The sequence below is a fragment of the Stenotrophomonas sp. GZD-301 genome, from assembly GCF_049310345.1.
Taxonomy (GTDB): Bacteria; Pseudomonadota; Gammaproteobacteria; order Xanthomonadales; family Xanthomonadaceae; genus Stenotrophomonas.
Genome location: NZ_JBMOWY010000044.1, coordinates 89,836 through 111,651 on the forward strand (window position 1 = coordinate 89,836; position 21,816 = coordinate 111,651).

Here is a 21,816-nt window from a genome sequence, read left to right on the forward strand (position 1 = left end):
AGAGGATTTCTTTCCTCACTGGAGGCGTTGCCGTGTCCGTTGCCGTGTCCCGTATTGCCCAGGCCCGTTCGGGCCGCATCCCTGCCGATCGTCCGTCGGCTCCGTCCCTGTCCCTGCTCACCCTGGCCATGAGTGGCGTCCTCGGGCTGGGCCTGTTCGCCCCCGCCGCGCAGGCGGAGGAGGCGCCGGCGCCGCCGAAGGATGACGCCGCCCAGACCCTGCAGACGGTGCAGGTCACCGCCAATCAATTGGGCACGGTGACCGAGGGCAGTGATTCGTACACCCCCGGCACGATCGCCACCGCCACGCGGCTGGTGCTCAGCCCGCGGCAGACGCCGCAGTCGATCAGCGTGATCACCCGTCAGGAAATGAACGACTTCGGGCTCAACGGCATCGACGACGTCATGAAGGTCACCCCGGGCATCAGCATCGTCACCTACGACAGCGAGCGCACCGAGTACTACGCGCGCGGCTTCGCGGTGCAGAACTTCCAGTACGACGGCATTCCGATGGCGCGTGATTCGGCGTACTCGGCAGGCAACACGCTCAGCGATACCGCCATCTACGACCGCATCGAGGTGCTCAAGGGGGCGACCGGCCTGCTGACCGGCATGGGTGACCCCGGTGCGACGATCAACCTGGTGCGCAAGAAGCCGACCCGCACGCTGGCCGGCAGTGCCACGCTGGGGGCGGGCTCGTGGGACAGCTACCGGGCCGAAGTGGATGTCGGCGGCCCGTTGACCGAGAGCGGCCGCGTGCGCGGACGTGCCGTGGCGGCGTATCAGGACAAGCATTCCAACGTCGACCACTACCAGCGCAGCAACGAGGTCTTCTACGGCATTCTGGAAGCCGATATCGGCGACAGCACGCTGCTGACGGTCGGTGCCGACTACCAGAACAGCGATCCGAAGGGCTCCAGCTGGGGCGGCATTCCGCTGCTGGACAGCGCAGGCAACTTCAATGCGATGCCGCGCTCGTTCAACAATGGCGCACGCTGGAGCCGATGGGGCCAGTACGCCCGCACCGGCTTTGCGACGCTGGAGCACACCTTCGCCAACGACTGGGTCGCCAAGCTGCAGCTCAATCACCAGGTCAACGGCTACGACGCCTCGCTGGGTGCGGCGGCCGGCGGCAATCCCGATCCGGTTACCGGCGAGGGCGTGACCATGTGGCTGGGGCAGTACATCGGCAAGACCACCAGCAATGCCGCCGATCTGTACGTCAGCGGCAAATTCGAATGGTTCGGCCGCCAGCACGAACTGGTGGTGGGTGGCAGTGTGTCGCGCAAGCGCTGGGTCAACAACGGGTATTCGCCGCAGCCGGGCTATGTGAGCGACGTCGCCGACTACTACGCCTGGACCGGTGATGTGCCCGAGCCGGATTGGCAGTGGGGCTACGGTGACAACCAGGTCACCCGCGAGAGCGGGGCCTATGTGGTGGGCCGCTTCGACCTGGCCGACCCGCTGAAGCTGATCCTCGGCAGCCGCATCGCCAACTACACCTCCCCGGACACCGACGAGAGCGGCGTGGTCGTGCCGTACGCCGGCCTGGTGTACGACCTCAGCCGCAACGTCTCGGTGTTTGCCAGCTACAGCACCATTTTCAAGCCGCAGGGCAACCAGGACGAACAGGGCCGGGTGCTGGACCCGTTGGAAGGGCGCAGTTACGAGGCCGGCCTGAAGGCGGAGTTCTACGACGGTCGCCTCAACGCCAGCGCGGCGGTGTTCCAGCTGGAGCAGGACAACTACGCGCAACCGACCGGCGGCAGGACGCCGAGCGGCGACATCGCCTATGAAGGCCTGATGGGCGTGCGTACCAAGGGCTACGAGCTGGAGATCTCCGGCCAGCTCGCACCGGGCTGGCAGGTACAGGGCGGCTACGCGCACAAGATCGCGCGCCAGCAGTCCACCAAGGTCTCCACGCTGGAGCCGGAAGACCAGTTCAGCGTGCACAGCAGCTACCGCCTCACCGGGGCGGCGCAGGGCTGGAGCGTCGGGGGTGGTGCGCGTTGGCAGGGCAGTACGTTCGGCACCATCAGCAACCCCGCCACCGGCGGCAGCCAGGTCCATCGCACCGAGCCGTACTGGCTGCTGGACGCGATGGCGCGCTACCAGTTCAACGACCAGCTGTCGGCGACGCTCAACGTCAACAACCTGCTCGACAAGCGTTACTACACGATCTTCAGCTGGTACAGCACCTACACCTGGGGCGAGCCGCGCAATGTGCGCCTGACGCTGAACTACAGGTTCTGATCCGCGCAACGCACGACACCCCGGGCAACCGGGGTGTCTGCGTTTGAGGCCTGCTGTTTACAGTGCCAGCTCGAACACGATGACTTCCGCGTCATTGGCGTTTTCCAGCGTCAGCTGCGCCTCGTCGCTGACCTGCAGTGCATCGCCGGTCTCCAGGGTGATGCCGTTGACCTGCAGCTGCCCGCGGGCGACCTGTACATAGGCACCGCGCCGCGGCGCCAGCGGCAGGTGCACGCGGTCGTCGCCGTCCAGGATCGTCGCGTAGATGGAGGCGTCCTGGTGGATCAGCAGCGAACCGTCACGGCCATCGCGCGAGGCGATCAGGCGCAGCTGGCCGCGCTTGGTCTCCGGAGCGAAGTGGGTTTCCTGGTAGCTGGGGGTGATGTTCTCCTGGTCGGGGAACAGCCAGATCTGCAGGAAGTGCACGGGCTCGTCGGCCGAGTGGTTGAACTCGCTGTGGCTGACGCCGCTGCCGGCACTCATGCGCTGCACGTCGCCGTAGCGCAGCACCGAGCCGGTGCCCATCGAGTCCTTGTGTTCCAGCGCGCCGCCAAGCACGTAGGAGACGATCTCCATGTTGCTGTGGCTGTGGGTACCGAAGCCCTGGCCACCCTGGACGCGGTCTTCGTTGATCACGCGCAGCGGGCCGAAGCTGACGTAGCGCGGGTCGTAGTAGTTGGCGAAGGAGAAGGTGTGCATGGAGTTCAGCCAGCCGTGGTCGGCCTTGCCCCGGGTGTTGCTCTTGCGGATCTGCAGCATGGGAATCTCCTTGGGTGTTCGATGGTTTCGATGTCGGTCCGGGGCGGTGGTTGCCGTCCCCTTTCCTGTTGCGGCCAGTATCCGCTTGCGCGGCTGGCTTGAAAAACGGATAGTTTTGCAAGCCATCATCGAAAAATTCGAATGCTCAAGCTCAGCCTCGATGCCCTGCAGATCCTGGACGCCATCGACCGCCGCGGCTCGTTCGCGGCGGCCGGCAAGGCGCTGCACAAAGTGCCGTCGACGATCTCCTACACCGTCTCCAAGCTGGAGGACGACCTGGGTGTCCAGCTGTTCGACCGGGTCGGGCCGCGCGCGCACCTGACCGCGGCCGGCGAGGCGCTGCTGGAGGAGGGGCGGCACCTGCTGCGCGCCGCGCGCGAGCTGGAGATGCGGGTGCGCCGGGTGGCGTCCGGCTGGGAGGCCGAACTCACCGTGGCGGTCGATGCCATGTTCCCCCCGGCGCTGCTGGCCGATGACGTGCGGGCATTCACGGCGGTGGCCGAGCAGACCCGGGTGCGGCTGGTCAGCGAGGCGCTGTCGGGCACCTGGGAGGCCCTGCTGGATCGGCGCGCCGACCTGCTGGTGGGCGCGGCGGGCGAGGGGCCGAGCGGGGGCGGGTATGTGGTCGAGCCGATGGGGGTGGTGCGGTTCGTGTTCGCCGTGGCGCCCTCGCATCCGCTGGCGACAGTGCCCGAGCCGCTGGGGCGTGAGGTGCTGGCGGCGCACTGCGCGATCGCCGTGGCGGACTCGGCGCGCCGGCTGCTGCCGCGCACGGTCGGCCTGCTGATGGGCCAGGACACGGTGACCGTGCCCGATACGGCCAGCAAATTCCGCCTGCAGTGCGCCGGTCTGGGTTTCGGCTTCCTGCCCGAGCCGTACGTGCGCCAGGCGGTGCGCGAGGGACGGCTGGTGATCCGGCAGGTCGAAGAGCCCAAGCCGGATGAGACGTTCTGGCTGGCCTGGCGGACCGGCGAGGAGGGGGCGGGGCTGCGCTGGTGGCGCGAGCGCATGCAGCGGCCGCAGGTGATCGAGGGCTGGTGGCCTACGATGGCGGCGTGGCTGGGGCACGGCGCCTGACCGGCCGGCCAAGCTGAACCGGGGGTGCGCTGTCATGCCACCGTCATCCAGGTGCGATAGAGCGCCTGCGGCGCAGCCAGTACGCTGCCCGGCCCGTTGATGTCCGTACACGCCCATGAAACGCCTGCTGCTGTTGCTGCTGGCCGGGGCCGGCCTGTGGCTGGCTGCCTGCTCCTCGCTGACCCCGTCCGCGTCCACCTCGCTGAGCGATCGCCTGGTGGCACCCGGTGGCGTGTCCACGCTGCTGGATACCGCGCGTATCGCCGAAGCGGTGGACACGGTGCCCAACCGCCACGGGTTCGTGACCGCCCGCGCGGGTGTGCCGATCTTCTGGCGGGCCTTCGACCCCGGTCAGTACGGGGTCCGCTATCACTACCTCGCCCAGCAGCACGACAACGGCCTGCCGCTGCAGACCGGCCTGCAGCTGGCGGTGCCGCACCCGTTCCAGCCGCAGGCGCCGCGCGGCACCGTGGTGCTGCTGCACGGGTGGATGATGAACGGCGATGCGATGCTGCCGTGGTCGCTGCAGCTGGCGCAGGCCGGCTACCGCGTGGTCACCATCGACCTGCGCAACCACGGCCACTCCGGCGCTGGTCCGGCCGGCTATGGCACGTTCGAATCGGATGATGTGGTCGATGTGATCGGCGCGCTGCGCCAGCGCGGCGAAGTGGTTGGCCCGCTGTACCTGTTCGGCGTGTCCTACGGCGCGGCCACCGCGCTGTTTACTGCCGACAAGCTGGGCGACCAGGTCACCGGCGTGGTCGCGATGGAGTCCTTCGCCAATGCCGGCGACGCGATCCGCAGCATGATTCCGCACCTGATGTCGCTGCAGCCGACCGGCTGGAAGGCGCAGGCGCTGGCCGCCTACGGGCGCTGGCGCTATGGCGGGCAGGACATCGACCAGGTGATCGCCGCCGCCAGCCAGCGGCTGGACCTGGACCTGGACCGTGTCGATGTGGCGCACGCACTTTCCGACACGCAGGCCTGCGTGCTGCTGCTGCACGGCCAGGACGACCAGCATGTGCGCGTGGAGCAGGGGCGTCGACTCGCATCGTCCAGCCCGCGCGTGCACTACATCGAGATGCGCGGCGAGGACCACATCACGCTGCCGCTGCGCGTGGACCTGCTGGGCGGGGTGGTGGATGACTGGCTGGCGCATGACGACCATGCCGGCGGCGCGTGCCCGGCGCCGGCACTGCCGGGCGAGGCCGACCGGATGGCGATGCAGGCGGCGGTGCATGCACCGCCGCGCGGATGACGGTCGCGGGGACAGGGCGCGCGGGCGAAAAGCCAAAAAAAAACAGCAGCCGATGGCTGCCGTTTTCGTCGATGCAATGGTGCGCCCGGAGAGATTCGAACTCCCGACCGCCTGGTTCGTAGCCAGGTACTCTATCCAACTGAGCTACGGGCGCATTTGCATTGTCTGATTGTAGTGCTGCTCGCGATGCAGTGGTGCGCCCGGAGAGATTCGAACTCCCGACCGCCTGGTTCGTAGCCAGGTACTCTATCCAACTGAGCTACGGGCGCATGTGCATCGCGTTTTGTACTGCTGCTGCCAACGGCGGAGTTGTCAGCCTGTTGATGGTGCGCCCGGAGAGATTCGAACTCCCGACCGCCTGGTTCGTAGCCAGGTACTCTATCCAACTGAGCTACGGGCGCGTCAACAGGAGCGGAATTATGCGGATCGACGTCGCATTCGTCAACGCTTTTGTGAAGGTCTTCATTCAAATGAATGAAAAAGTGCGTCGGCCACGGCCTGCGGCGCCTTCATCCAGGCGAAGTGATCGGCGCGTGCGCCCAGCGCGGCGGCGGACAGGACGGTCAGCGTCGATCGTACCTGCGGCAGTTTGGCCAGCAGGCCCTGCATCGACGATGCCGGGGCCAGCCAGTCGTCGGCCATGACCACCGCGGTCGCCTGGCCGCGGACGCCGTGCATGGCCCGGTCCAGATCCTGCGCGATGCCGTCGCCGGCGTAGTGGTTGCTCAGGCCCACGCGCGCCCAGTCGCGGATCAGGCCGCGCGCTTCGGTGCCGCCGAACCCCAGCCGGCGCCCGTGCAGCACGCCCTGGCGCTGGGCCAGCCACGGCAGGAAGCGGTAGATCAGCGGCAGGGTCCAGCCGCGCGGGGCGGGGAAGGTGCGCCAGTACGGCGTGCCGCTGGCGACCAGCCAGAACCGGGTGAAGACGTCCGGGTGCAGCCCGGCGAACGCACAGGCGAGCTGGCCGCCGAGGCTGTGGCCGCCAATGATCAACGGCGCGCTGTCCTGCGCCTGCACCTGCGCCAGGCTGGCGGGGAGGTCACGCTCGAGGATCTCGCGGTAGCCCCAGTCCTGCGTGCGCGACGGACGCAGGCTGCTGCTGCCGTTGCCGCGCCACTCATGCAGGTGCACGGCGATGCCGCGCGCGGCGAGCGTCTCGGCCAGCGGCAGGTAGTGGCGTGCGGCCACACCCAGCGCCGGCAGCCACAGCAGGCGCGCCTGCGGCGTGGCCGGGCGGCGCACCAGCAGGTCGGTGCGGTGGCCATCGTCGGCCTGCACGGGCAGCGTCAGCGCATCGATCATGCCGGACGCGCCGCACCGAAATGATCGATCACCAGCACCTCGCTGCGGCCGGGGTAATACCCGCTCTGCAGGCCGCGTGCGACGTAGTCGATGGCGGCCTCGCAGGCATTCGGCACTGACAGGCCCTGGCACAGCTGCGCGGCGATGGCCGACGCCAGCGTGCAGCCGGTGCCGTGCGCATCGACCGGCAGGCGTGCGTGGATGAAGTCATCGCGGGTGACGCCGTCGAAGTACCGGTCGACCACGCGCGGGCCTTCGTCCAGGTGACCGCCCTTGAGCAGAACGGCCCCCGCGCCCAGTGCCAGCAGCGCACCGGCGGCATCTTCCGCATCATCGGCGGTGACGATGCGACGGCCGAGCAGCAGTTCGGCTTCCGGGATGTTGGGGGTCAGCAGCGTGGCCAACGGAATCAGGCGGGTGCGCATCGCGTGCAGCGCGCTGTCCTCCAGCAGCTTGGCGCCGCTGGTGGCCACCATCACCGGGTCGAGCACCACGTGCGGTGGGCGGTGCTTTTCCAGTGCGTCGGCAACCAGCCCGATCACCTCGGCGTTGGCCAGCATGCCCAGCTTCACCGCGTGGATCTCGAAGTCGGCGAAGCAGGCATCGAGCTGTGCCTGCAGGAACTCCAGCGGTGGTACATGGACGGCGGTGACGCCGCGGGTGTTCTGCGCGGTCAGCGCGGCGATCGCCGACAGGCCATGCACACGATGCGCGGCAAAGGCCTTCAGGTCGGCCTGGATGCCTGCGCCGCCCCCGGAATCGGAACCGGCGATGGTCAGGGCTGAAACGGGAGTGGATGGGCTCATGCGCCGATTGTGCAGTGTTTGCGGCAGCGGTGCTGGCGCGCGCTCAGGGGCGTTGCAGGCGCCGCCATTGCGCATACAGCACATAACCCAGGCCGGTGCCGCCGGTCAGCAGCGCCGGGGCGAGCAGGGCGTCGTAGCCGAAGCGTAGGAACAGCCACGCGCCGAGGATGCCGCCAGCGAGGAAACCGCTGACGATCAGGCCGCTGAGGGTCAGTCGACGGATCGGCAGTGGCAGGCCGCGCAGGAGATGCCCCAGCCCGATGCCCAGATCGGTGAACATGCCGCTGAGATGGGTGGTGCGTACCACCGCACCACTGAAGGTGGTGGCCATCGCGTTCTGCAGGCCGCACGCCATCGCGGCGGCGAGCGCACCCCAGATCTGCTGCTGCTTGAACAGCGGAATGGCGATCAGCAGCAACAGCGATTCCAGGGTCAGCACCACGCCATAGCGGCGGCCCAGCTGCAGGGCGCTGTCCTGCACGATCATGCCGCTGAGCGTGGCACCCAGGCAGAACGCGATGAGCAGGCCCCACAGGTGCCCGACCACGCGCCAGTCGCCCTGCGCCAGGGCCATGCCGAGCTGGCTGGTGGTGCCGGTCATGTGGCTGACCGCCTGGTGCTCGAACCCGAGGAAGCCGACCACGTTGACCATGCCCGCCACGCAGGACAGCGCGATCGCGCCGACCCACACCCACGTGGGCAGCCGGATGCTCATCGGCCGTGGACGGCGTTGATCACGCGATGCTCAGCGGCCCGCGGGTGGGCCGTTGAACTGCACATCGGAGAACTGGCCGCTGGCCGGATCGAACACCGCGCCCCAGAACTGCGCGCCGCCATCGCAGACGCGGATCGCCTCGCGTGCCGGATCGATGTCGCTGCCATCGGGCAGGTGGAAGGCGTTGAGGTAGATCACCTGGCGGCCGTCGCGTTCGATGCCGACGTACTGGCGGTCGAAATCGCCGGCCTTGGGCACCTGTGCCTCCAGCGAGGGCAGGGCGGCTTCCAGCTGCTCGACCTGCTGGCGGCTCGGCGCCCAGTAGCCGGTGACCCGCCCCGGCTCGCGGCCGGGGCTGGTGCGCGAGCAGGTATCCAGCACCTGGGCGGCGATCACCGGGCGGGTGACCACCCAGGACTGGCCGGTCTTGATCGCGGTCGGCACGGTGCTGCCGGGGCGCGTGTTGGACGGCGTGCAGGCTGCCGCCAGCGCAGCGAGCGCCAGCGGCAGGACGGCACGGGACAGGGAACGGTTCACAACACCTCCGAGGCGTAATCGGCCAGGCGCGAACGCTCGCCACGGCGCAGCGTGACATGGGCGCTGTGCGGCCAGTTCTTGAAACGGTCCACCGCGTAGGTCAGGCCCGAGGTGGTTTCGGTCAGGTACGGGGTGTCGATCTGTTCGACGTTGCCCAGGCAGACGATCTTCGTGCCGGGACCGGCACGGGTGATCAGCGTCTTCATCTGCTTGGGGGTGAGGTTCTGCGCCTCGTCCAGGATCAGGTAGCGCGACAGGAAGGTGCGCCCGCGCATGAAGTTCAGCGAGCGGATCTTGATCCTGCTGGCGATCAGGTCGTTGGTCGCCGCACGCCCCCAGGCGCCGCCTTCCTGGGTGTGGGTGAGCACCTCCAGGTTGTCGGTCAGCGCGCCCATCCACGGCGTCATCTTTTCCTCCTCGGTACCGGGCAGGAAGCCGATGTCCTCGCCGACGCTGACCGTGGCGCGGGTCATGATGATCTCGCGGTAGCGCTGCTGGTCCATCGTCTGCGCCAGGCCGGCGGCGAGCGCGAGCAGGGTCTTGCCGGTGCCGGCGGTGCCGAGCAGGGTGACGAAGTCGATCTCCGGGTCCATCAACGCGTTGAGCGCGAAGTTCTGTTCGCGGTTGCGCGCGCTGATGCCCCAGACCGCGTGGCTGCCGTGGCGGAAATCGTTGACCAGCGACAGGGTGACCTTGTCGCCGTCGACCTTGGCCACGCGCAGCTCGACCTCATCGTCGCCGGGCAGGTAGGCGTACTGGTTGGGATGCCAGTTCTCATCGTCGCTGGCAAGGATTTCGTAACTGGTGCGGCCCTTGTCGCTCCAGCTGCGCAGGTTGTCGGTGTGCTTCTTCCAGAAGTCCTCCGGCAGCTCGGTGGCGCCGGTGTAGAGCAGGCTGAAATCGTCCAGCGCGCGATCGTTTTCGTAGTCTTCCGAGACGATGCCGGCGATGGCCGCCTTGATCCGCAGGTTGATGTCCTTGGACACGAACACCACCGGAATCTCCGGAATCTGCTCCTTCAGGGCCAGGATCGCGCCGAGGATGGCGTTGTCCGGGATCACCGCGCCGAAGCTCTTGCCCGCGTCGAAATGACTGGTCTGGAAGCGCAGCAGGCCCACGCTCTGCTTGCCGCGCAGCTGCAGGCCGTTCGGACGCTGCAGCGGGATGCCATCGGCGAGGTTGTCCAGGCCCGACGCCTGCACCAGCTCATTGAGGAAGCGGCTCACCTGGCGCGCATTGCGGCTCGCCTCGGTGGTGCCCTTCTTGCCGTTGTCCAGCTCTTCGATCACCTGCATCGGCAGGTAGACATCATGCTCCTCGAACTTGAACAGCGCGGTTGGATCGTGCATGAGCACGTTGGTATCCAGTACGTAGATGCGCTTGCCTCGGGTCATCGTCATTTCCTGGTGGCAGAACAGGGACAAGCCATCACGGCCTGCGGGGCAGGGTGATGGCCATTGGGGGGTGCCGGGTTGCTCACTGGGTTTTCGCGGCCTTCAGGGCTTCAAGGACGGATGCGGCGTGGCCGGCGACTTTCACCTTGCGCCACGACTGCACGATACGACTGTCGGGTGAGATGAGGAAGGTGCTGCGTTCGATGCCACGCACCTGCTTGCCGTACATGTTCTTCAGCTTGATCACGTCGAAGGCGGTGCACAGCGCTTCGTCGGCATCGCTGATCAGCGGAAACGCGAATCCCTGCTTGGCGCAGAAGTTGTCGTGCGATTTGACCGAGTCGCGGGAGACGCCGAACACGCCCGCATCGAGGCGGGTGAAGTCCGGTAGCAGGGCGTTGAAGTCGATGCCTTCGGTGGTGCAGCCCGGCGTGCTGTCCTTGGGGTAGAAGTACAGCACCAGCCACTGGCCGGCGAGTGCGCCGAGGGTGGTGTGTTCGCCGCCGGACAGGGCCAGCGGAAGTGCGAGGGTGGTGCTGTCCAGGGTGTCGCCGTCGTTCATGAGGTCCTTTCCGGATCCTGGGGTACGTCTACTACAACTGCATGAAACACCGCGCGCTCGTGACGAACGCGCGAAGTCGTCAGAACTTCATCGGGTCCATGATCGCGTCCAGGTTGAGGTGGTCGCAGAACTCGAGGAAATCGTCGCGCAGTGCGGCGATGTGCATGTTGGCGGGCACGCCGATGGTGACCTGCGCGGAGAACATTTCCGCACCGGTCTGCATGGCACGGTAACGCGTGCTCTGCAGGTTCTCGATGGTGATGCCCTGGCGGTCGAAGAAATCGGCCAGCTGGAACAGGATGCCGGGCTTGTCGGCGGCGATCACTTCCACGATGTAGGGCAGCAGGTTGGACTGCGCCTGTTTGGCACCGGTGCGGTACCAGACCAGCTTCAGGCCTTCCTCGCGCTCCAGGCGGGTGAGCATCGCCTCGAGCTTGGCGACCGAGTCCCACGAGCCGGTGGCCAGGGCGGTAACCGAGACATCACGGCCCACGGTAGCCAGGCGCGCATCGACCAGGTTGCAGCCACTATCGGAGATCCGCCGGGTCACGGGCAGCAGGGGGGACTCCGGATGCGTCGTATAGGCGTTGATCAGGAGATGGTTTTCGGTCGGCGCAGGCCGCGGCGTGGTGTCGGTCAAGGTGGTTCCGGTAATGCAGGGTGAGTCTGAACGGCACCGGCGACGGCCCGTTCACCTGGGTCCAGCATACTTGCCCGCGCTTTCGACCCGCAAGTAACATGCAAAGTACATCCGGCCGGCGTTTAGCCCGGTCAGCCTCCCCCTCTCTTCAGAGCATCGTTTCCTTGTCCCTTTCCGGTCTCATCACCGCGCTGGCGACGCCTTTCCAGGCCGACGGCGCATTGGATCCCGACGGTTGGCAGCGCCTGCTGCACCTGCAACTTGAGGGTGGTGTCCGCGGTGTGGTCGTGGCCGGCTCGACCGGCGAAGCGGCTACCCTGTCCGACGACGAATACGACCTGCTGCTGCGCAGCGCGGTCAAGGCTGTGGGCGGCCGCATCCCGGTGCTGGCCGGGACCGGGCTGTCGGGAACCGCCAAAACCATCGAGCAGACCCGGCGTGCGGCCGCCAACGGCGCCACCCATGCGCTGGTGGTGACGCCGCCCTACGTGCGCCCGACCCAGGCCGGCCTGATCGCGCATTACCGCGCGGTCGCCGACCAGGGCGGCCTGCCGGTGGTGCTCTACAACGTGCCCGGGCGGACCGGTTGCGACATGCTGCCCGAGACCGTGGCCGAGCTGGCCCGGCATCCGAACATCGTCGGCATCAAGGAAGCCGTTGGCGACACCGGCCGGGTCAACGCGCTGCTGGCACTGCGTTCGCCCGACTTCGCCATTCTCAGCGGCGATGACGGCACCGCCGCGCGTTCGATCCTGTCCGGCGTCGATGGCCTGATTTCGGTCGGGTCCAACGTCCTGCCCGGCGCGTATCGTCGCATGTGCGATCTCGCCGCTGCCGGCGAGCGCGAGGCGACCGAGTCGTGGGATGCGCGACTGGAGCCGTTCCATGAATTCTGCGGTGTGGAATCCAATCCGATCCCGGTGAAGGACCTGCTGCGCCGGATCGGCATCGGCGACGGACTGCGTCTGCCCCTGCTGCCCTTGTCCGAAGCCCACCATGCCGCCGCCGGCCATCTGGCCACCGACATTGGTGCGCTCGAAGCACTATCCAGCCACTGATCGACAGTGGCCTGACCCAGGAGATTCATATGCGTCAATCCGTTTCCGCCATTCGCGTGCTGTCCTTCGCGATTCTGGCCACCGCCACCCTCGTGGGCACCACCGGCTGCTTCAAGCGCGGTGCCAAGGGCGACTACGCGCTGGCCCCGGAAGTGCGTCCGCTGGAAATCCCGCCGGATCTGACCGTGCCCAGCACCAGCGGCGGCGCGCAGCTGCCGGCATTGGCATCGCAGGCGGCCAAGCCGGCCCCGGCCGCGTCCACCCAGGCGCCGACCAACAGCGCCGGCTTCACCGTGGCAGGCAGCAAGGAAGACGTGTTCGCCAAGGTCGGCACTGCACTGGAGTCGGTCGATGGCGTGAAGATCGCCAGCAAGGCCCAGCTGCTGGGGTCCTATGACGTGGCCTACGAAGGCAGCGACTTCCTGGTGCGCGTGGTGACCGTGGAAGCCGGCGCCTACATCTCGGCCGTGGATCCGCGTGGCCTGCCGGCCACCGGTGCTGCCCCGGTCAAGCTGCTGGGTGAGCTGAAGGCCAAGCTGGCACCGTAAGGTGCCAGTAGGTGACGCCGGGCGCTGCCCGGTTGCACCTGGCGCCGGTCGAAAACAAAAAAGGCGCCGTGGGCGCCTTTTTTCGTTACCGCTCCAGGTATTGGAGCTTGTCCGGCTTGCCGTCCCACTCGCCGGCATCGGCGGGCGGATCCTTGCGCACGGTCAGCACCGGCCAGGCCTTGGCCAGCTCGGCGTTGAGTCCCACGAACACTTCCTGCCCGGCGGGCACGTCGTCTTCGGGGAAAATGGCATTGACCGGGCATTCCGGCTCGCACAGGGTGCAGTCGATGCACTCGTCCGGATCGATCACCAGGAAGTTCGGGCCCTCATGGAAGCAATCCACGGGGCACACTTCCACGCAATCGGTGTGTTTGCACTTGATGCAGTTTTCGGTGACGACAAAAGGCATGGCTGGATCTGAATCCGACAGTAAGCCGGACAATTCTAGAACAGGTTGGGCGCTGGCGCGGGATTCGATCTCACTTGGGCGTGCAACCGCCTGCGCCGGCGGTGCCGCTCACCAGCGGAACGGGGTGTCGGGCAGGCCGGCGATGCCGGTGTCCACGGCGAACACGCTGCCGGCGTGCGGGGCGGCGGCGAGCGCCTCGGGGCTGTAGTCCAGGCGCGAGCTGGTGACCATCAGCCGGGTCAGGTCGGGGCCACCCAGGGCCACGCAGGTCGGGTTCTTCACCGGCATCGGCACGATCCGGTCAATGCGGCCATCGGCGCCATAGCGCACCACCCGGGACGCGCGCCACTGCGCATTCCAGAGTCCGCCCTCGGCGTCGATGACGGCGCCGTCGGGTTCCCAGTCCGGCGATTCCAGCTGGGCGAAGCGGCGCGGATGGCGGCAGCGGGCGCTGTCGGCGTCGTAGTCGCAGCACCACAGCTCCGGCCGCACCGAGTCGCAGTAGTACAGGGTGCCGCCGTCGGCGCTGAAGCAGATCGCGTTGGGAATCACCACGCCGGGCAGGCCGAGGTCGCGCAGGCCGTGGCGCGCGCTGTACTGGTAGAACCGGCCCAGCGGCGCCCGCGCCGGATCTTCGTTCATGGTGCCGAACACCAGGTTGCCGGCGCGGTCGGTGCGGCCGTCATTGCTGCGGGTGCTGGCCACGTCGGGCTGCACATCGGCCAGCCAGTGCAGGGCGGGCACGCCATCGGCGGCGTCCAGATTCATCCGCTGCAGGGAGCCGGCCAAAGCGAGCAGCAGCTGGCCATCCTCGCCTTCGGCCAGGCAGCCGGGCCGGTCCGGCAGCGCCCAGTGGCGGTGGGTGTCGGTGCCGGGGTGGTACTGCCACAGCCGCCGTTCGCTGATGTCCACCCAGAACAGGCACTGGCGGCGGGGCGACCACAGGGCGCCTTCGCCGTGGGTGCAGCGGCTGTCGACCAGCAGGGTTGGGGTGGGGGCGTGGCGGGTAGCGGTGTCCGTCATCGGCTCGGAGGCGTGGGCAGGGGGCCCTGCATTCTGCCATCGCGGGCAGGCCCAGCCTGCGCTGGCGGCATGCGGCGGTGCACGATTGCGCCGCCGGCGGCGACCCGGCCAAGATGATGGCCGCCGGTGGACAGCGGATCCACTTCCTTCCTCTTCCTTGCGGATGCGCCCATGTCCACTGCGTCAGCCAGCCTCGCCGTGCGCGGGGAGAACACCGCCTTCATTGTTCTGATCAGCTGTGTGGCCACCATCGGTGGCTTTCTGTTCGGCTTCGACAGTGGCGTGATCAACGGCACCGTCGACGGCCTCAAGCAGACCTTCCACTCCAGTGAGGCCGGGATCGGCTTCGAGGTGGCCTCGATGCTGCTGGGCTGCGCGATCGGCGCGTTCTTCGCCGGGCGTCTCGGCGACCGCCTGGGCCGGCGCGGGGTGCTGATCATCGCCGCGGTGATGTTCCTGTTCTCCGCCCTGGGCGCCGGCGCGGCGGAAAGCTCGCTGGTGTTCATCATCGCGCGGGTGGTGGGCGGCGTCGCGGTTGGCGCGGCCAGCGTGATGTCGCCGGCCTACATCGCCGAGGTGGCCTCGGCGCGGTACCGGGGCCGGTTGGCCACGGTGCAGCAGATCGCCATCATCAGCGGCCTGTTCTGCGCGTTCCTGAGCAACTACCTGCTGGCGCGTGCGGCCGGCGCCTCCACCGAGGCGTTGTGGCTGGGGCAGGCGGCCTGGCGCTGGATGTTCTGGATGCAGGCGCTGCCTTCGCTGCTGTTCCTGGCATTGCTGATGGTGATTCCGGAGAGCCCGCGGTTCCTGGTGGTCAAGGGCCGCCGGGAGGCGGCGCTGGCGGTGCTGACCCGGCTGTACGGGGTGCAGGAGGCGCAGCTCAAGATCGCCGAGATCGAGGGATCGCTGGCCCAGGACCAGCACCGCCCGCGCTTCTCGGACCTGATCGGCAAGACCACCGGGCGGCTGCGGCCCATCGTCTGGGTCGGCATCGGCCTGGCCGTGTTCCAGCAGCTGGTCGGCATCAACGTGGTGTTCTATTACGGCGCGGTGCTGTGGCAGGCGGTCGGCTTCTCGGAGAACGACGCACTGCTGATCAACGTGCTGTCCGGCGCGCTCAGCATCGGCGCCTGCCTGCTCACCGTGGTGCTGATCGACCGCATCGGCCGCCGTCCGCTGCTGTGGATCGGCTCGGTGGGCATGGCGGTGTCGCTGGCGCTGATGGTGGTGGCGTTCTCCAGCGGGACGCTGGTGGACGGCGGGCTGCAGCTGTCCGATGGGATGGGCCGGCTGGCGCTGGTGGCGGCCAATGCCTACGTGGTGTTCTTCAATATGTCCTGGGGCCCGGTGATGTGGGTGATGCTGGGCGAGATGTTCCCCAACCAGATCCGGGGCTCGGGCCTGGCCGTGGCCGGGGCGGCGCAGTGGACCTCGAACTTCGCCATCACCGTGACCTTCCCGATGCTGCTGGCCGGCATCGGCCTGGCCGGTGCCTACGGCATCTATACCGCCGCGGCGGTGGTGTCGATCTTCTTCGTGCTGCGCTACGTCAAGGAGACCAAGGGCAAGGAGCTGGAGCAGATGGAGGGATGAGTGGCGCCTGGAGGGCGGGCCGCCCCGGGCGGCCTGGCCGGCGCGGGCACGGCGGGCGGGCGGCGGCCCAACGCAAAAACCCCGCCGGAGCGGGGTTTTTGGCTTTTCTGCGCGACGACTGGTGCTCCCTAGGGGACTCGAACCCCTGTTTTAGCCTTGAGAGGGCCACGTCCTAACCTCTAGACGAAGGGAGCAGGCTTTGTCGCGAACTGCGCAGCGCGCTAGTATATTGACCTAGATGCCATTGGGCAATCCCGAAACTTCAACCGGAAGCGCCAACATCAATTCCTCTGCTACATCACCGTTCAGCCTGCGCGTGATCCCGCGCGACCAGCACAACATCTCCCGCAAGGACATCAGCCCCAACGCCCTGCGCGTTCTGTACCGGCTGCGCGATTCCGGGTTCGGCGCCTACCTGGTCGGTGGTGCCGTGCGCGACCTGCTGGTGAACGGAAACCCCAAGGATTTCGACGTCGCCACCGACGCCACGCCCGAGCAGGTCAAGCAGTTGTTCCGCAACTGCCGGCTGATCGGCCGCCGCTTCCGCCTGGCGCACGTGGTCTTCGGCCGCGAGATCATCGAAGTGGCCACCTTCCGCGCCAACATCGATGACGGCAGCGGCGACCGCGAGATGGAAAACGGCATGCTGGTGCGCGACAACGTGTACGGCAGCATCGAAGACGATGCCGTCCGCCGCGATTTCACCTGCAACGCCCTGTACTACGCCATCGAGGACTTCTCGGTGCGCGATTACACCGGTGGCTTTGAAGACGTGCAGGCACGCCTGATGAAGCTGATCGGCGATCCCGAGCAGCGCTACCGCGAAGACCCGGTGCGCATGCTGCGTGCCGTTCGCCTGGCGGCCAAACTCGGGTTCCAGATCGAGGACGCCACTGCCGAACCGCTGCCGCGCCTGGCCAACCTGCTGTCCGAAGCTGCCCCGGCACGCCTGTTCGAGGAAGTGCTGAAGCTGTTCCTGTCCGGGCACGGCGTGGCCAGCTTCGAGGGGCTGGAACGCTACGGCCTGCTGCAGGTGATGTTCCCGGAGAGTGCGGCCGCGCTGCGCAGCAACCGCAGCGGCGCGCTGCGCCGGATGGTGATCGAAGGCCTGCACAACACCGACCTGCGCGTGGCCAACGACGAGCCGGTGTCGCCGTCGTTCCTGTTCGCGCTGCTGCTGTGGCCGGCGTTCTGCCGCGCGCTGGCAACCCTGCAGAAGCAGGGCGTGGCGCTGGAAGAGGCGCAGCGTCGCGCCGCCGACCGGGTGACCCTGCACCAGCTGACCACGATCGCGCTGCCGCGCCGTTTCTCGCTGCCGATGCAGGAGATCTGGCTGCTGCAGGGGCGCTTCAGCTCGCGCCAGCGCAAGCGCGTGTTCCGCACCTTGACCCACCCGCGCTTCCGGGCCGCGTTCGACTTCCTGGTCCTGCGCCAGGTGGCGTCCAGCGAGCACCAGGCCGATGTGGAGTTCTGGCGCGAGGCCCAGCAGCAGTCCGGCCACGAGCTGGAGTCCACGCTCGACGCGGCCCATGCCGATGCCGAGCTGGACGGGGAAGACGGTGCGCCGCGCAAGCGTCGCCGCCGCCGTCGCCGGCCCGCCGGCGGTCCTGCCGCCAGCGAGTAAGCCGTGACCCTGGCCTGTATCGGGTTGGGCGCCAACCTCGGGGACGCCGCGCAGACCCTGCGCGATGCGTTCCAGGCGCTGGCGGCGCTGCCGCACACCACGCTGCGGGCGCGCTCGCAGCTGTACGGCACGCCGGCATGGGGCAACGTGGACCAGCCGCCCTTCGTCAACGCCGCCGCCGTGCTGGACACTGCGCTGGCGGCACCGGTCCTGCTGGAGGCGCTGCTGGCGATCGAGCGCGACTTCGGGCGGGTCCGCGAGCCGGGCCTGCACTGGGGGCCGCGCACGCTGGACCTGGACGTGCTGCTGTACGGCGAAGAGGTCATCGACCTGCCGCAGCTGAAGGTACCGCATCCCTATCTGCATGAGCGCGCGTTCGCGCTGTTGCCGCTGGCCGAAATCGCCGGCGAGGCGCTGATTCCCGGGCATGGTCGCGTGCGGAATGCTGCAATGCAGGTGGAGGCCTGCGGGATCGCTCCAATAGGAGGATAATGCCGGGCTTATCGCCACCGGTTATCAGCTCATGAGTACCCACGCAGACAGCAAGCCCTGGACCGTCCCCGCACTGGCGGAGGCCAAGCGCAACGGGCAGAAGCTGGTGATGTTGACCGCTTACGATGCTGGCTTCGCGCGCAGTTTCGATGCCAACGGGGTCGATCTGATCCTGATCGGCGACTCGCTGGGCATGGTGGTACAGGGACACGATTCGACCCTGCCGGTCACCACCGACGATATGGTCTACCACACCCGCGCCGTGGCCCGGGTGGTGCAGCGCGCGCTGGTGATCGCCGACCTGCCGTTCGGCGCGGACGCCAGCCCGGAGCGTGCCTTCGAGGCCTCCGTGCGCCTGCTGCAGGCCGGTGCCGAGATGGTCAAGATCGAAGGCGCCGGCTTCAAGCTGGACGTGATCCGCTACCTGGTCGAGCGTGAGATTCCGGTCTGCTCGCATCTGGGCCTGACCCCGCAGTCGGTGCTGCGCCTGGGCGGCTACCGCGTGCAGGGGCGTGGCGATGCTGCCCGCCAACTGGTCGAGGATGCCAAGGCCGTGGTCGAGGCGGGCGCCGCCATCATGGTGCTGGAGTGCCTGCCGACCCCGGTGGCCGCTGCCGTCACCGCCGCCGTGGCGGTGCCGACCATCGGCATCGGCGCCGGCCCGGAGTGCGACGGCCAGGTGCTGGTCCTGCATGACTTCCTTGGGCTGGACAGCGGCCATCGCCGTCCCAAGTTCGTCAAGGATTTCCTTGCCGAAGGTGGTTCCATCGCCGGTGCCGTCCGTGCCTTTGCCGACGCCGTGCGCGACGGCTCCTTCCCCGACGCAGAACACGCCTACGCCTCATGATCGACACCGTCACCGAACTGTCCCGCCTGCGCGCCGTCGTCAACGGCTGGAAGCGTGAGGGCCTGCGCGTCGCGCTGGTGCCCACGATGGGCAACCTGCATGCGGGCCACTACTCGCTGGTGACCCTGGCGCGGCAGTACGCCGACCGCGTGGTCTCCAGCGTCTTCGTCAACCCGACCCAGTTCGGCCCGAACGAGGACTTCACCCGCTACCCGCGCACGCCCGAGGCCGATACATCCGGCCTGGAGCAGGCCGGCTGCGACGTGCTGTGGCTGCCCACGGTCGAATCGATGTACCCGTTCGGCGTGGCGCTGGCCGCCAGCGTCAACGTGCCGGGCATCAGCGGTCTGCTGGAAGGTGCGCACCGCCCGGGTCACTTCGACGGCGTCTGCACCGTGGTCTCGCGGCTGTTCAACCAGGTCCAGCCGGACGTGGCTGCGTTCGGCAAGAAGGACTACCAGCAGTTGGCGGTGATCCGCCAGATGGTGGAAGACCTGGCCTTCCCGATCCAGATCGTCGGTGGCGACATCGTGCGCGAGGCCGACGGCCTGGCCATGAGCTCGCGCAACCAGTACCTCAATGATGAGCACCGCCAGGTGTCGACCACCATCCACCAGGTGCTGCTGGCCATGCGCGAAGGCTTCATCGCCGGCAAGACGCGCAGCCTGATCGAGGCGGAGGCTACCGCCGCGCTGCAGGCCGCCGGCTTCCAGGTCGACTACGCCGTGGTGCGCCTGCCGGACCTGTCCGAACCGGCCGACGCCAACGATGGCACGCGCGTGGCCCTGATCGCCGCCCGCATCGGCACCACCCGGTTGATCGACAACCTGGAGTTCTGAGCCGTGGGGCCGGCCGCTGGCCGGCGCCACCCGCTGCCGTCACCTGCCTGAACCGTCGGCAGCGGGCAGGGCGCACCCCCTGCCGCCTGCCGCCCGGGTGCTAGAATTTCCCTTTCCTTTACCGTTGTTGCGTGCCATGCACCTCTCCCTGCTGAAGACCAAGATCCACCGCGCCACCGTCACCCACTCCGAGCTGAACTACGAAGGTTCCATCGCCATCGATGACAACCTGCTGCAGGCCACCGGCATCCGTGAGTTCGAACAGGTGCATATCTGGGACGTCACCAACGGTGCGCGTTTCTCCACCTATGCCATCCGTGCCGAAGCCGGCAGCGGCGTGGTCTCGCTCAACGGCGGCGCCGCGCGCCACGTGCAGGTGGGCGACATCATCATCATTGCCGCCTTCGCCAGCATGAGCGAAGAAGAAGCTGACAGCTTCAAGCCGAAGTTGGTATATGTGGACGGCAAGAACCAGATCTCCCACACCAACGACACGATCCCGACCCAGGCCGCATGACACAGCACAACGGATTCGACCCGCTTCATTCCCATGCCCAGCGCCTGCGCGGCGCCAGCATCCCGTCGCTGCTTGCCGCCGAACCGGAGCGGGCACGAACGTTGGGGCTGCGGGTCGGTCCGTTGTACGTCAATTTCGCGCGGCAGAAGTACGACCGCGCGGCGTTGGATGCGTTGCTGGAACTGGCCGCCGGGTGCGACGTCGCCGGTGGCCTGCAGCGCCTGTTCCGCGGTGAAACGGTCAATGTGACCGAAGGCCGCGCGGCGCTGCATACCGCGCTGCGTGGCGACCTCGGCGGCGCACCCGTGGCGGGCGAGGCGTTCGCCACCGCCGCGCAGGTGCGCGCACAGATGGGCGAACTGATCGCGGCGCTGGAGCAGACCAACGTCACCGATATCGTCAGCGTCGGCATCGGCGGGTCGGACCTCGGTCCGCGTCTGGTCGCCGATGCGCTGCGGCCGGTGAGCGGGGCGCGCTTCCGCGTGCATTTCGTATCGAACGTGGACGGCGCGGCCATGCAGCGCACGCTGGCCACGCTGGACCCGGCCACCACGGCCGGCATCCTGATTTCCAAGACCTTCGGCACCCAGGAAACCCTGCTCAACGGGCAGATCCTGCACGACTGGCTGGGCGGCAGCGACCGTCTGTATGCGGTCAGCGCCAATCCCGAACGCGCCGCCAAGGCCTTCTCGATCGCCGCCGGCCGTGTGCTGCCGATGTGGGACTGGGTGGGTGGGCGCTATTCGCTGTGGTCTGCGGTCGGTTTCCCGATCGCGCTGGCGATCGGTTTCAAGGGCTTCGAGCAGCTGCTCGACGGCGCGGCGCAGATGGACGCGCATGCGTTGAATGCACCGCTGGACCAGAACCTGCCGGTGCTGCATGCGCTGACCGACATCTGGAACCGCAACCTGCTCGGTCATGCCACCCATGCAGTGATGACCTATGACCAGCGCCTGGCGCTGCTGCCGGCTTATCTGCAGCAGCTGGTGATGGAAAGCCTGGGCAAGCGCGTTCAGCGCGACGGCAGCCCGGTCACCACCGACACCGTGCCGGTGTGGTGGGGCGGGGCGGGAACCGACGTGCAGCACAGCTTCTTCCAGGCGCTGCACCAGGGCACCAGCGTGATTCCGGCCGATTTCATCGGCTGCGTGCACAACGATGATCCCTATGTGGTCAACCACCAGGCGCTGATGGCCAACCTGCTGGCGCAGACCGAGGCGCTGGCCAATGGCCAGAGCAGCGACGACCCGCACCGCGATTACCCGGGTGGCCGCCCGAGCACCATGATCCTGCTCGACGCGCTCACCCCGCAGTCGTTGGGCGCGCTGATCGCGATGTACGAACACGCCGTGTACGTGCAGTCGCTGATCTGGAACATCAACGCCTTCGACCAGTTCGGCGTGGAGCTGGGCAAGCAGCTGGCCAGCCAGCTGCTGCCGGCGCTGCAGGGTGACGCGGCCGCCATCACCGACCCGGTGACGCTGGAGCTGCTGGGCCACCTGAAGGCCTGATCGCCCCGGCCCCGTAGCGCCGACCAACGGTCGGCTCTACCGGCGCGTGCGGG

General features: G+C 68.0%; 22 protein-coding genes and 4 tRNA genes. 12 read left to right on the plus strand and 14 right to left on the minus strand.

What is annotated here, in order from left to right; translation table 11 throughout:
• The first annotated feature begins 128 nt into the window (after positions 1–128).
• Positions 129–2,252: a TonB-dependent siderophore receptor gene (locus ACO6VK_RS12160; RefSeq protein ID WP_422507511.1), complete on the plus strand. Its 2,124-nt coding sequence runs from the start codon at positions 129–131 to the stop codon at positions 2,250–2,252.
• Between the two features lie 57 nt (positions 2,253–2,309).
• Here ACO6VK_RS12160 and ACO6VK_RS12165 read toward each other — a convergent pair whose 3' ends face one another.
• Positions 2,310–3,011 (minus strand): pirin family protein, encoded by a 702-nt coding sequence (locus ACO6VK_RS12165; RefSeq protein WP_422507468.1) that lies wholly within the window; start codon positions 3,009–3,011, stop codon positions 2,310–2,312.
• 141 nt (positions 3,012–3,152) lie between these two features.
• Between ACO6VK_RS12165 and ACO6VK_RS12170 the strand changes: the two genes are divergently transcribed.
• A complete protein-coding gene (locus ACO6VK_RS12170; protein ID WP_422507470.1) occupies positions 3,153–4,088 on the plus strand; it encodes a LysR family transcriptional regulator in 936 nt (311 codons plus the stop codon).
• 115 nt (positions 4,089–4,203) lie between these two features.
• The gene (locus ACO6VK_RS12175) at positions 4,204–5,346 is read left to right on the plus strand and encodes an alpha/beta hydrolase (RefSeq protein WP_422507472.1); all 1,143 of its coding nucleotides are present in this window, start codon (positions 4,204–4,206) and stop codon (positions 5,344–5,346) included.
• Positions 5,347–5,423: 77 nt separating this feature from the next.
• On the opposite strand, the gene ACO6VK_RS12180 is transcribed toward ACO6VK_RS12175, so the two are convergent.
• From ACO6VK_RS12180 to ACO6VK_RS12225, 10 genes are all read right to left on the minus strand, one after another.
• Positions 5,424–5,500, minus strand: a tRNA-Arg gene (locus tag ACO6VK_RS12180).
• Positions 5,501–5,538: 38 nt separating this feature from the next.
• Positions 5,539–5,615, minus strand: a tRNA-Arg gene (locus ACO6VK_RS12185).
• 55 nt (positions 5,616–5,670) lie between these two features.
• Positions 5,671–5,747: transfer RNA gene (locus ACO6VK_RS12190), tRNA-Arg, on the minus strand.
• 61 nt (positions 5,748–5,808) lie between these two features.
• A complete protein-coding gene (locus tag ACO6VK_RS12195) occupies positions 5,809–6,648 on the minus strand; it encodes an alpha/beta fold hydrolase (RefSeq protein WP_422507474.1) in 840 nt (279 codons plus the stop codon).
• Positions 6,645–7,454, minus strand: a complete 810-nt coding sequence (gene thiD / locus ACO6VK_RS12200; protein WP_422507476.1) for a bifunctional hydroxymethylpyrimidine kinase/phosphomethylpyrimidine kinase — start codon at positions 7,452–7,454, stop codon at positions 6,645–6,647. Before thiD ends, ACO6VK_RS12195 begins: the two co-directional genes overlap by 4 nt.
• A gap of 43 nt (positions 7,455–7,497) precedes the next feature.
• Entirely contained in the window at positions 7,498–8,169 is a 672-nt protein-coding gene (locus tag ACO6VK_RS12205) for a YoaK family protein (RefSeq protein WP_422507478.1), read from the minus strand.
• A 30-nt stretch (positions 8,170–8,199) separates the two neighbouring features.
• The gene (locus tag ACO6VK_RS12210; protein WP_422507480.1) at positions 8,200–8,706 is read right to left on the minus strand and encodes a hypothetical protein; all 507 of its coding nucleotides are present in this window, start codon (positions 8,704–8,706) and stop codon (positions 8,200–8,202) included.
• On the minus strand, positions 8,703–10,100 hold the full coding sequence (locus ACO6VK_RS12215) for a PhoH family protein (RefSeq protein WP_422507482.1): 1,398 nt from the start codon (positions 10,098–10,100) through the stop codon (positions 8,703–8,705). The genes ACO6VK_RS12210 and ACO6VK_RS12215 overlap by 4 nt, the downstream gene beginning before the upstream one ends.
• 82 nt (positions 10,101–10,182) lie before the next feature.
• A complete protein-coding gene (locus tag ACO6VK_RS12220) occupies positions 10,183–10,662 on the minus strand; it encodes a peroxiredoxin (protein WP_422507484.1) in 480 nt (159 codons plus the stop codon).
• Between the two features lie 79 nt (positions 10,663–10,741).
• A complete protein-coding gene (locus ACO6VK_RS12225) occupies positions 10,742–11,302 on the minus strand; it encodes a glycine cleavage system protein R (RefSeq protein WP_017356703.1) in 561 nt (186 codons plus the stop codon).
• 164 nt (positions 11,303–11,466) lie between these two features.
• Here ACO6VK_RS12225 and dapA point away from each other — a divergent pair, with 164 nt between their 5' ends.
• Both dapA and ACO6VK_RS12235 read left to right on the plus strand, forming a co-directional pair.
• Positions 11,467–12,360, plus strand: coding sequence for a 4-hydroxy-tetrahydrodipicolinate synthase (gene dapA, locus ACO6VK_RS12230; RefSeq protein ID WP_422507486.1), 894 nt, complete (start codon positions 11,467–11,469; stop codon positions 12,358–12,360).
• A 29-nt stretch (positions 12,361–12,389) separates the two neighbouring features.
• The gene (locus ACO6VK_RS12235) at positions 12,390–12,908 is read left to right on the plus strand and encodes a hypothetical protein (protein ID WP_422507488.1); all 519 of its coding nucleotides are present in this window, start codon (positions 12,390–12,392) and stop codon (positions 12,906–12,908) included.
• A gap of 85 nt (positions 12,909–12,993) precedes the next feature.
• On the opposite strand, the gene fdxA is transcribed toward ACO6VK_RS12235, so the two are convergent.
• Both fdxA and ACO6VK_RS12245 read right to left on the minus strand, forming a co-directional pair.
• Positions 12,994–13,317: a ferredoxin FdxA gene (gene fdxA / locus ACO6VK_RS12240; RefSeq protein WP_411850628.1), complete on the minus strand. Its 324-nt coding sequence runs from the start codon at positions 13,315–13,317 to the stop codon at positions 12,994–12,996.
• A gap of 108 nt (positions 13,318–13,425) precedes the next feature.
• A complete protein-coding gene (locus ACO6VK_RS12245) occupies positions 13,426–14,340 on the minus strand; it encodes an SMP-30/gluconolactonase/LRE family protein (RefSeq protein WP_422507490.1) in 915 nt (304 codons plus the stop codon).
• 171 nt (positions 14,341–14,511) lie between these two features.
• On the opposite strand from ACO6VK_RS12245, the gene ACO6VK_RS12250 reads away from it, so the two are divergent.
• A complete protein-coding gene (locus ACO6VK_RS12250) occupies positions 14,512–15,933 on the plus strand; it encodes a sugar porter family MFS transporter (protein ID WP_422507492.1) in 1,422 nt (473 codons plus the stop codon).
• Positions 15,934–16,052: 119 nt separating this feature from the next.
• On the opposite strand, the gene ACO6VK_RS12255 is transcribed toward ACO6VK_RS12250, so the two are convergent.
• Positions 16,053–16,127 (minus strand) — tRNA-Glu (locus tag ACO6VK_RS12255).
• Positions 16,128–16,177: 50 nt separating this feature from the next.
• On the opposite strand from ACO6VK_RS12255, the gene pcnB reads away from it, so the two are divergent.
• From pcnB to pgi, 6 genes are all read left to right on the plus strand, one after another.
• Positions 16,178–17,557 (plus strand): polynucleotide adenylyltransferase PcnB, encoded by a 1,380-nt coding sequence (pcnB, locus tag ACO6VK_RS12260; RefSeq protein WP_422507513.1) that lies wholly within the window; start codon positions 16,178–16,180, stop codon positions 17,555–17,557.
• A 3-nt stretch (positions 17,558–17,560) separates the two neighbouring features.
• Positions 17,561–18,049 carry a 2-amino-4-hydroxy-6-hydroxymethyldihydropteridine diphosphokinase gene (gene folK, locus ACO6VK_RS12265; protein ID WP_422507494.1) on the plus strand — a complete coding sequence of 163 codons (489 nt, stop codon included), beginning with the start codon at positions 17,561–17,563 and terminating at the stop codon, positions 18,047–18,049.
• Between the two features lie 31 nt (positions 18,050–18,080).
• On the plus strand, positions 18,081–18,896 hold the full coding sequence (gene panB / locus ACO6VK_RS12270) for a 3-methyl-2-oxobutanoate hydroxymethyltransferase (protein ID WP_422507496.1): 816 nt from the start codon (positions 18,081–18,083) through the stop codon (positions 18,894–18,896).
• A complete protein-coding gene (panC, locus tag ACO6VK_RS12275; RefSeq protein WP_422507498.1) occupies positions 18,893–19,735 on the plus strand; it encodes a pantoate--beta-alanine ligase in 843 nt (280 codons plus the stop codon). The genes panB and panC overlap by 4 nt, the downstream gene beginning before the upstream one ends.
• Positions 19,736–19,871: 136 nt before the next feature.
• A complete protein-coding gene (gene panD, locus ACO6VK_RS12280; RefSeq protein ID WP_017355950.1) occupies positions 19,872–20,252 on the plus strand; it encodes an aspartate 1-decarboxylase in 381 nt (126 codons plus the stop codon).
• Positions 20,249–21,763, plus strand: coding sequence for a glucose-6-phosphate isomerase (pgi, locus tag ACO6VK_RS12285; protein ID WP_422507501.1), 1,515 nt, complete (start codon positions 20,249–20,251; stop codon positions 21,761–21,763). Before panD ends, pgi begins: the two co-directional genes overlap by 4 nt.
• Positions 21,764–21,816: the final 53 nt, after the last annotated feature.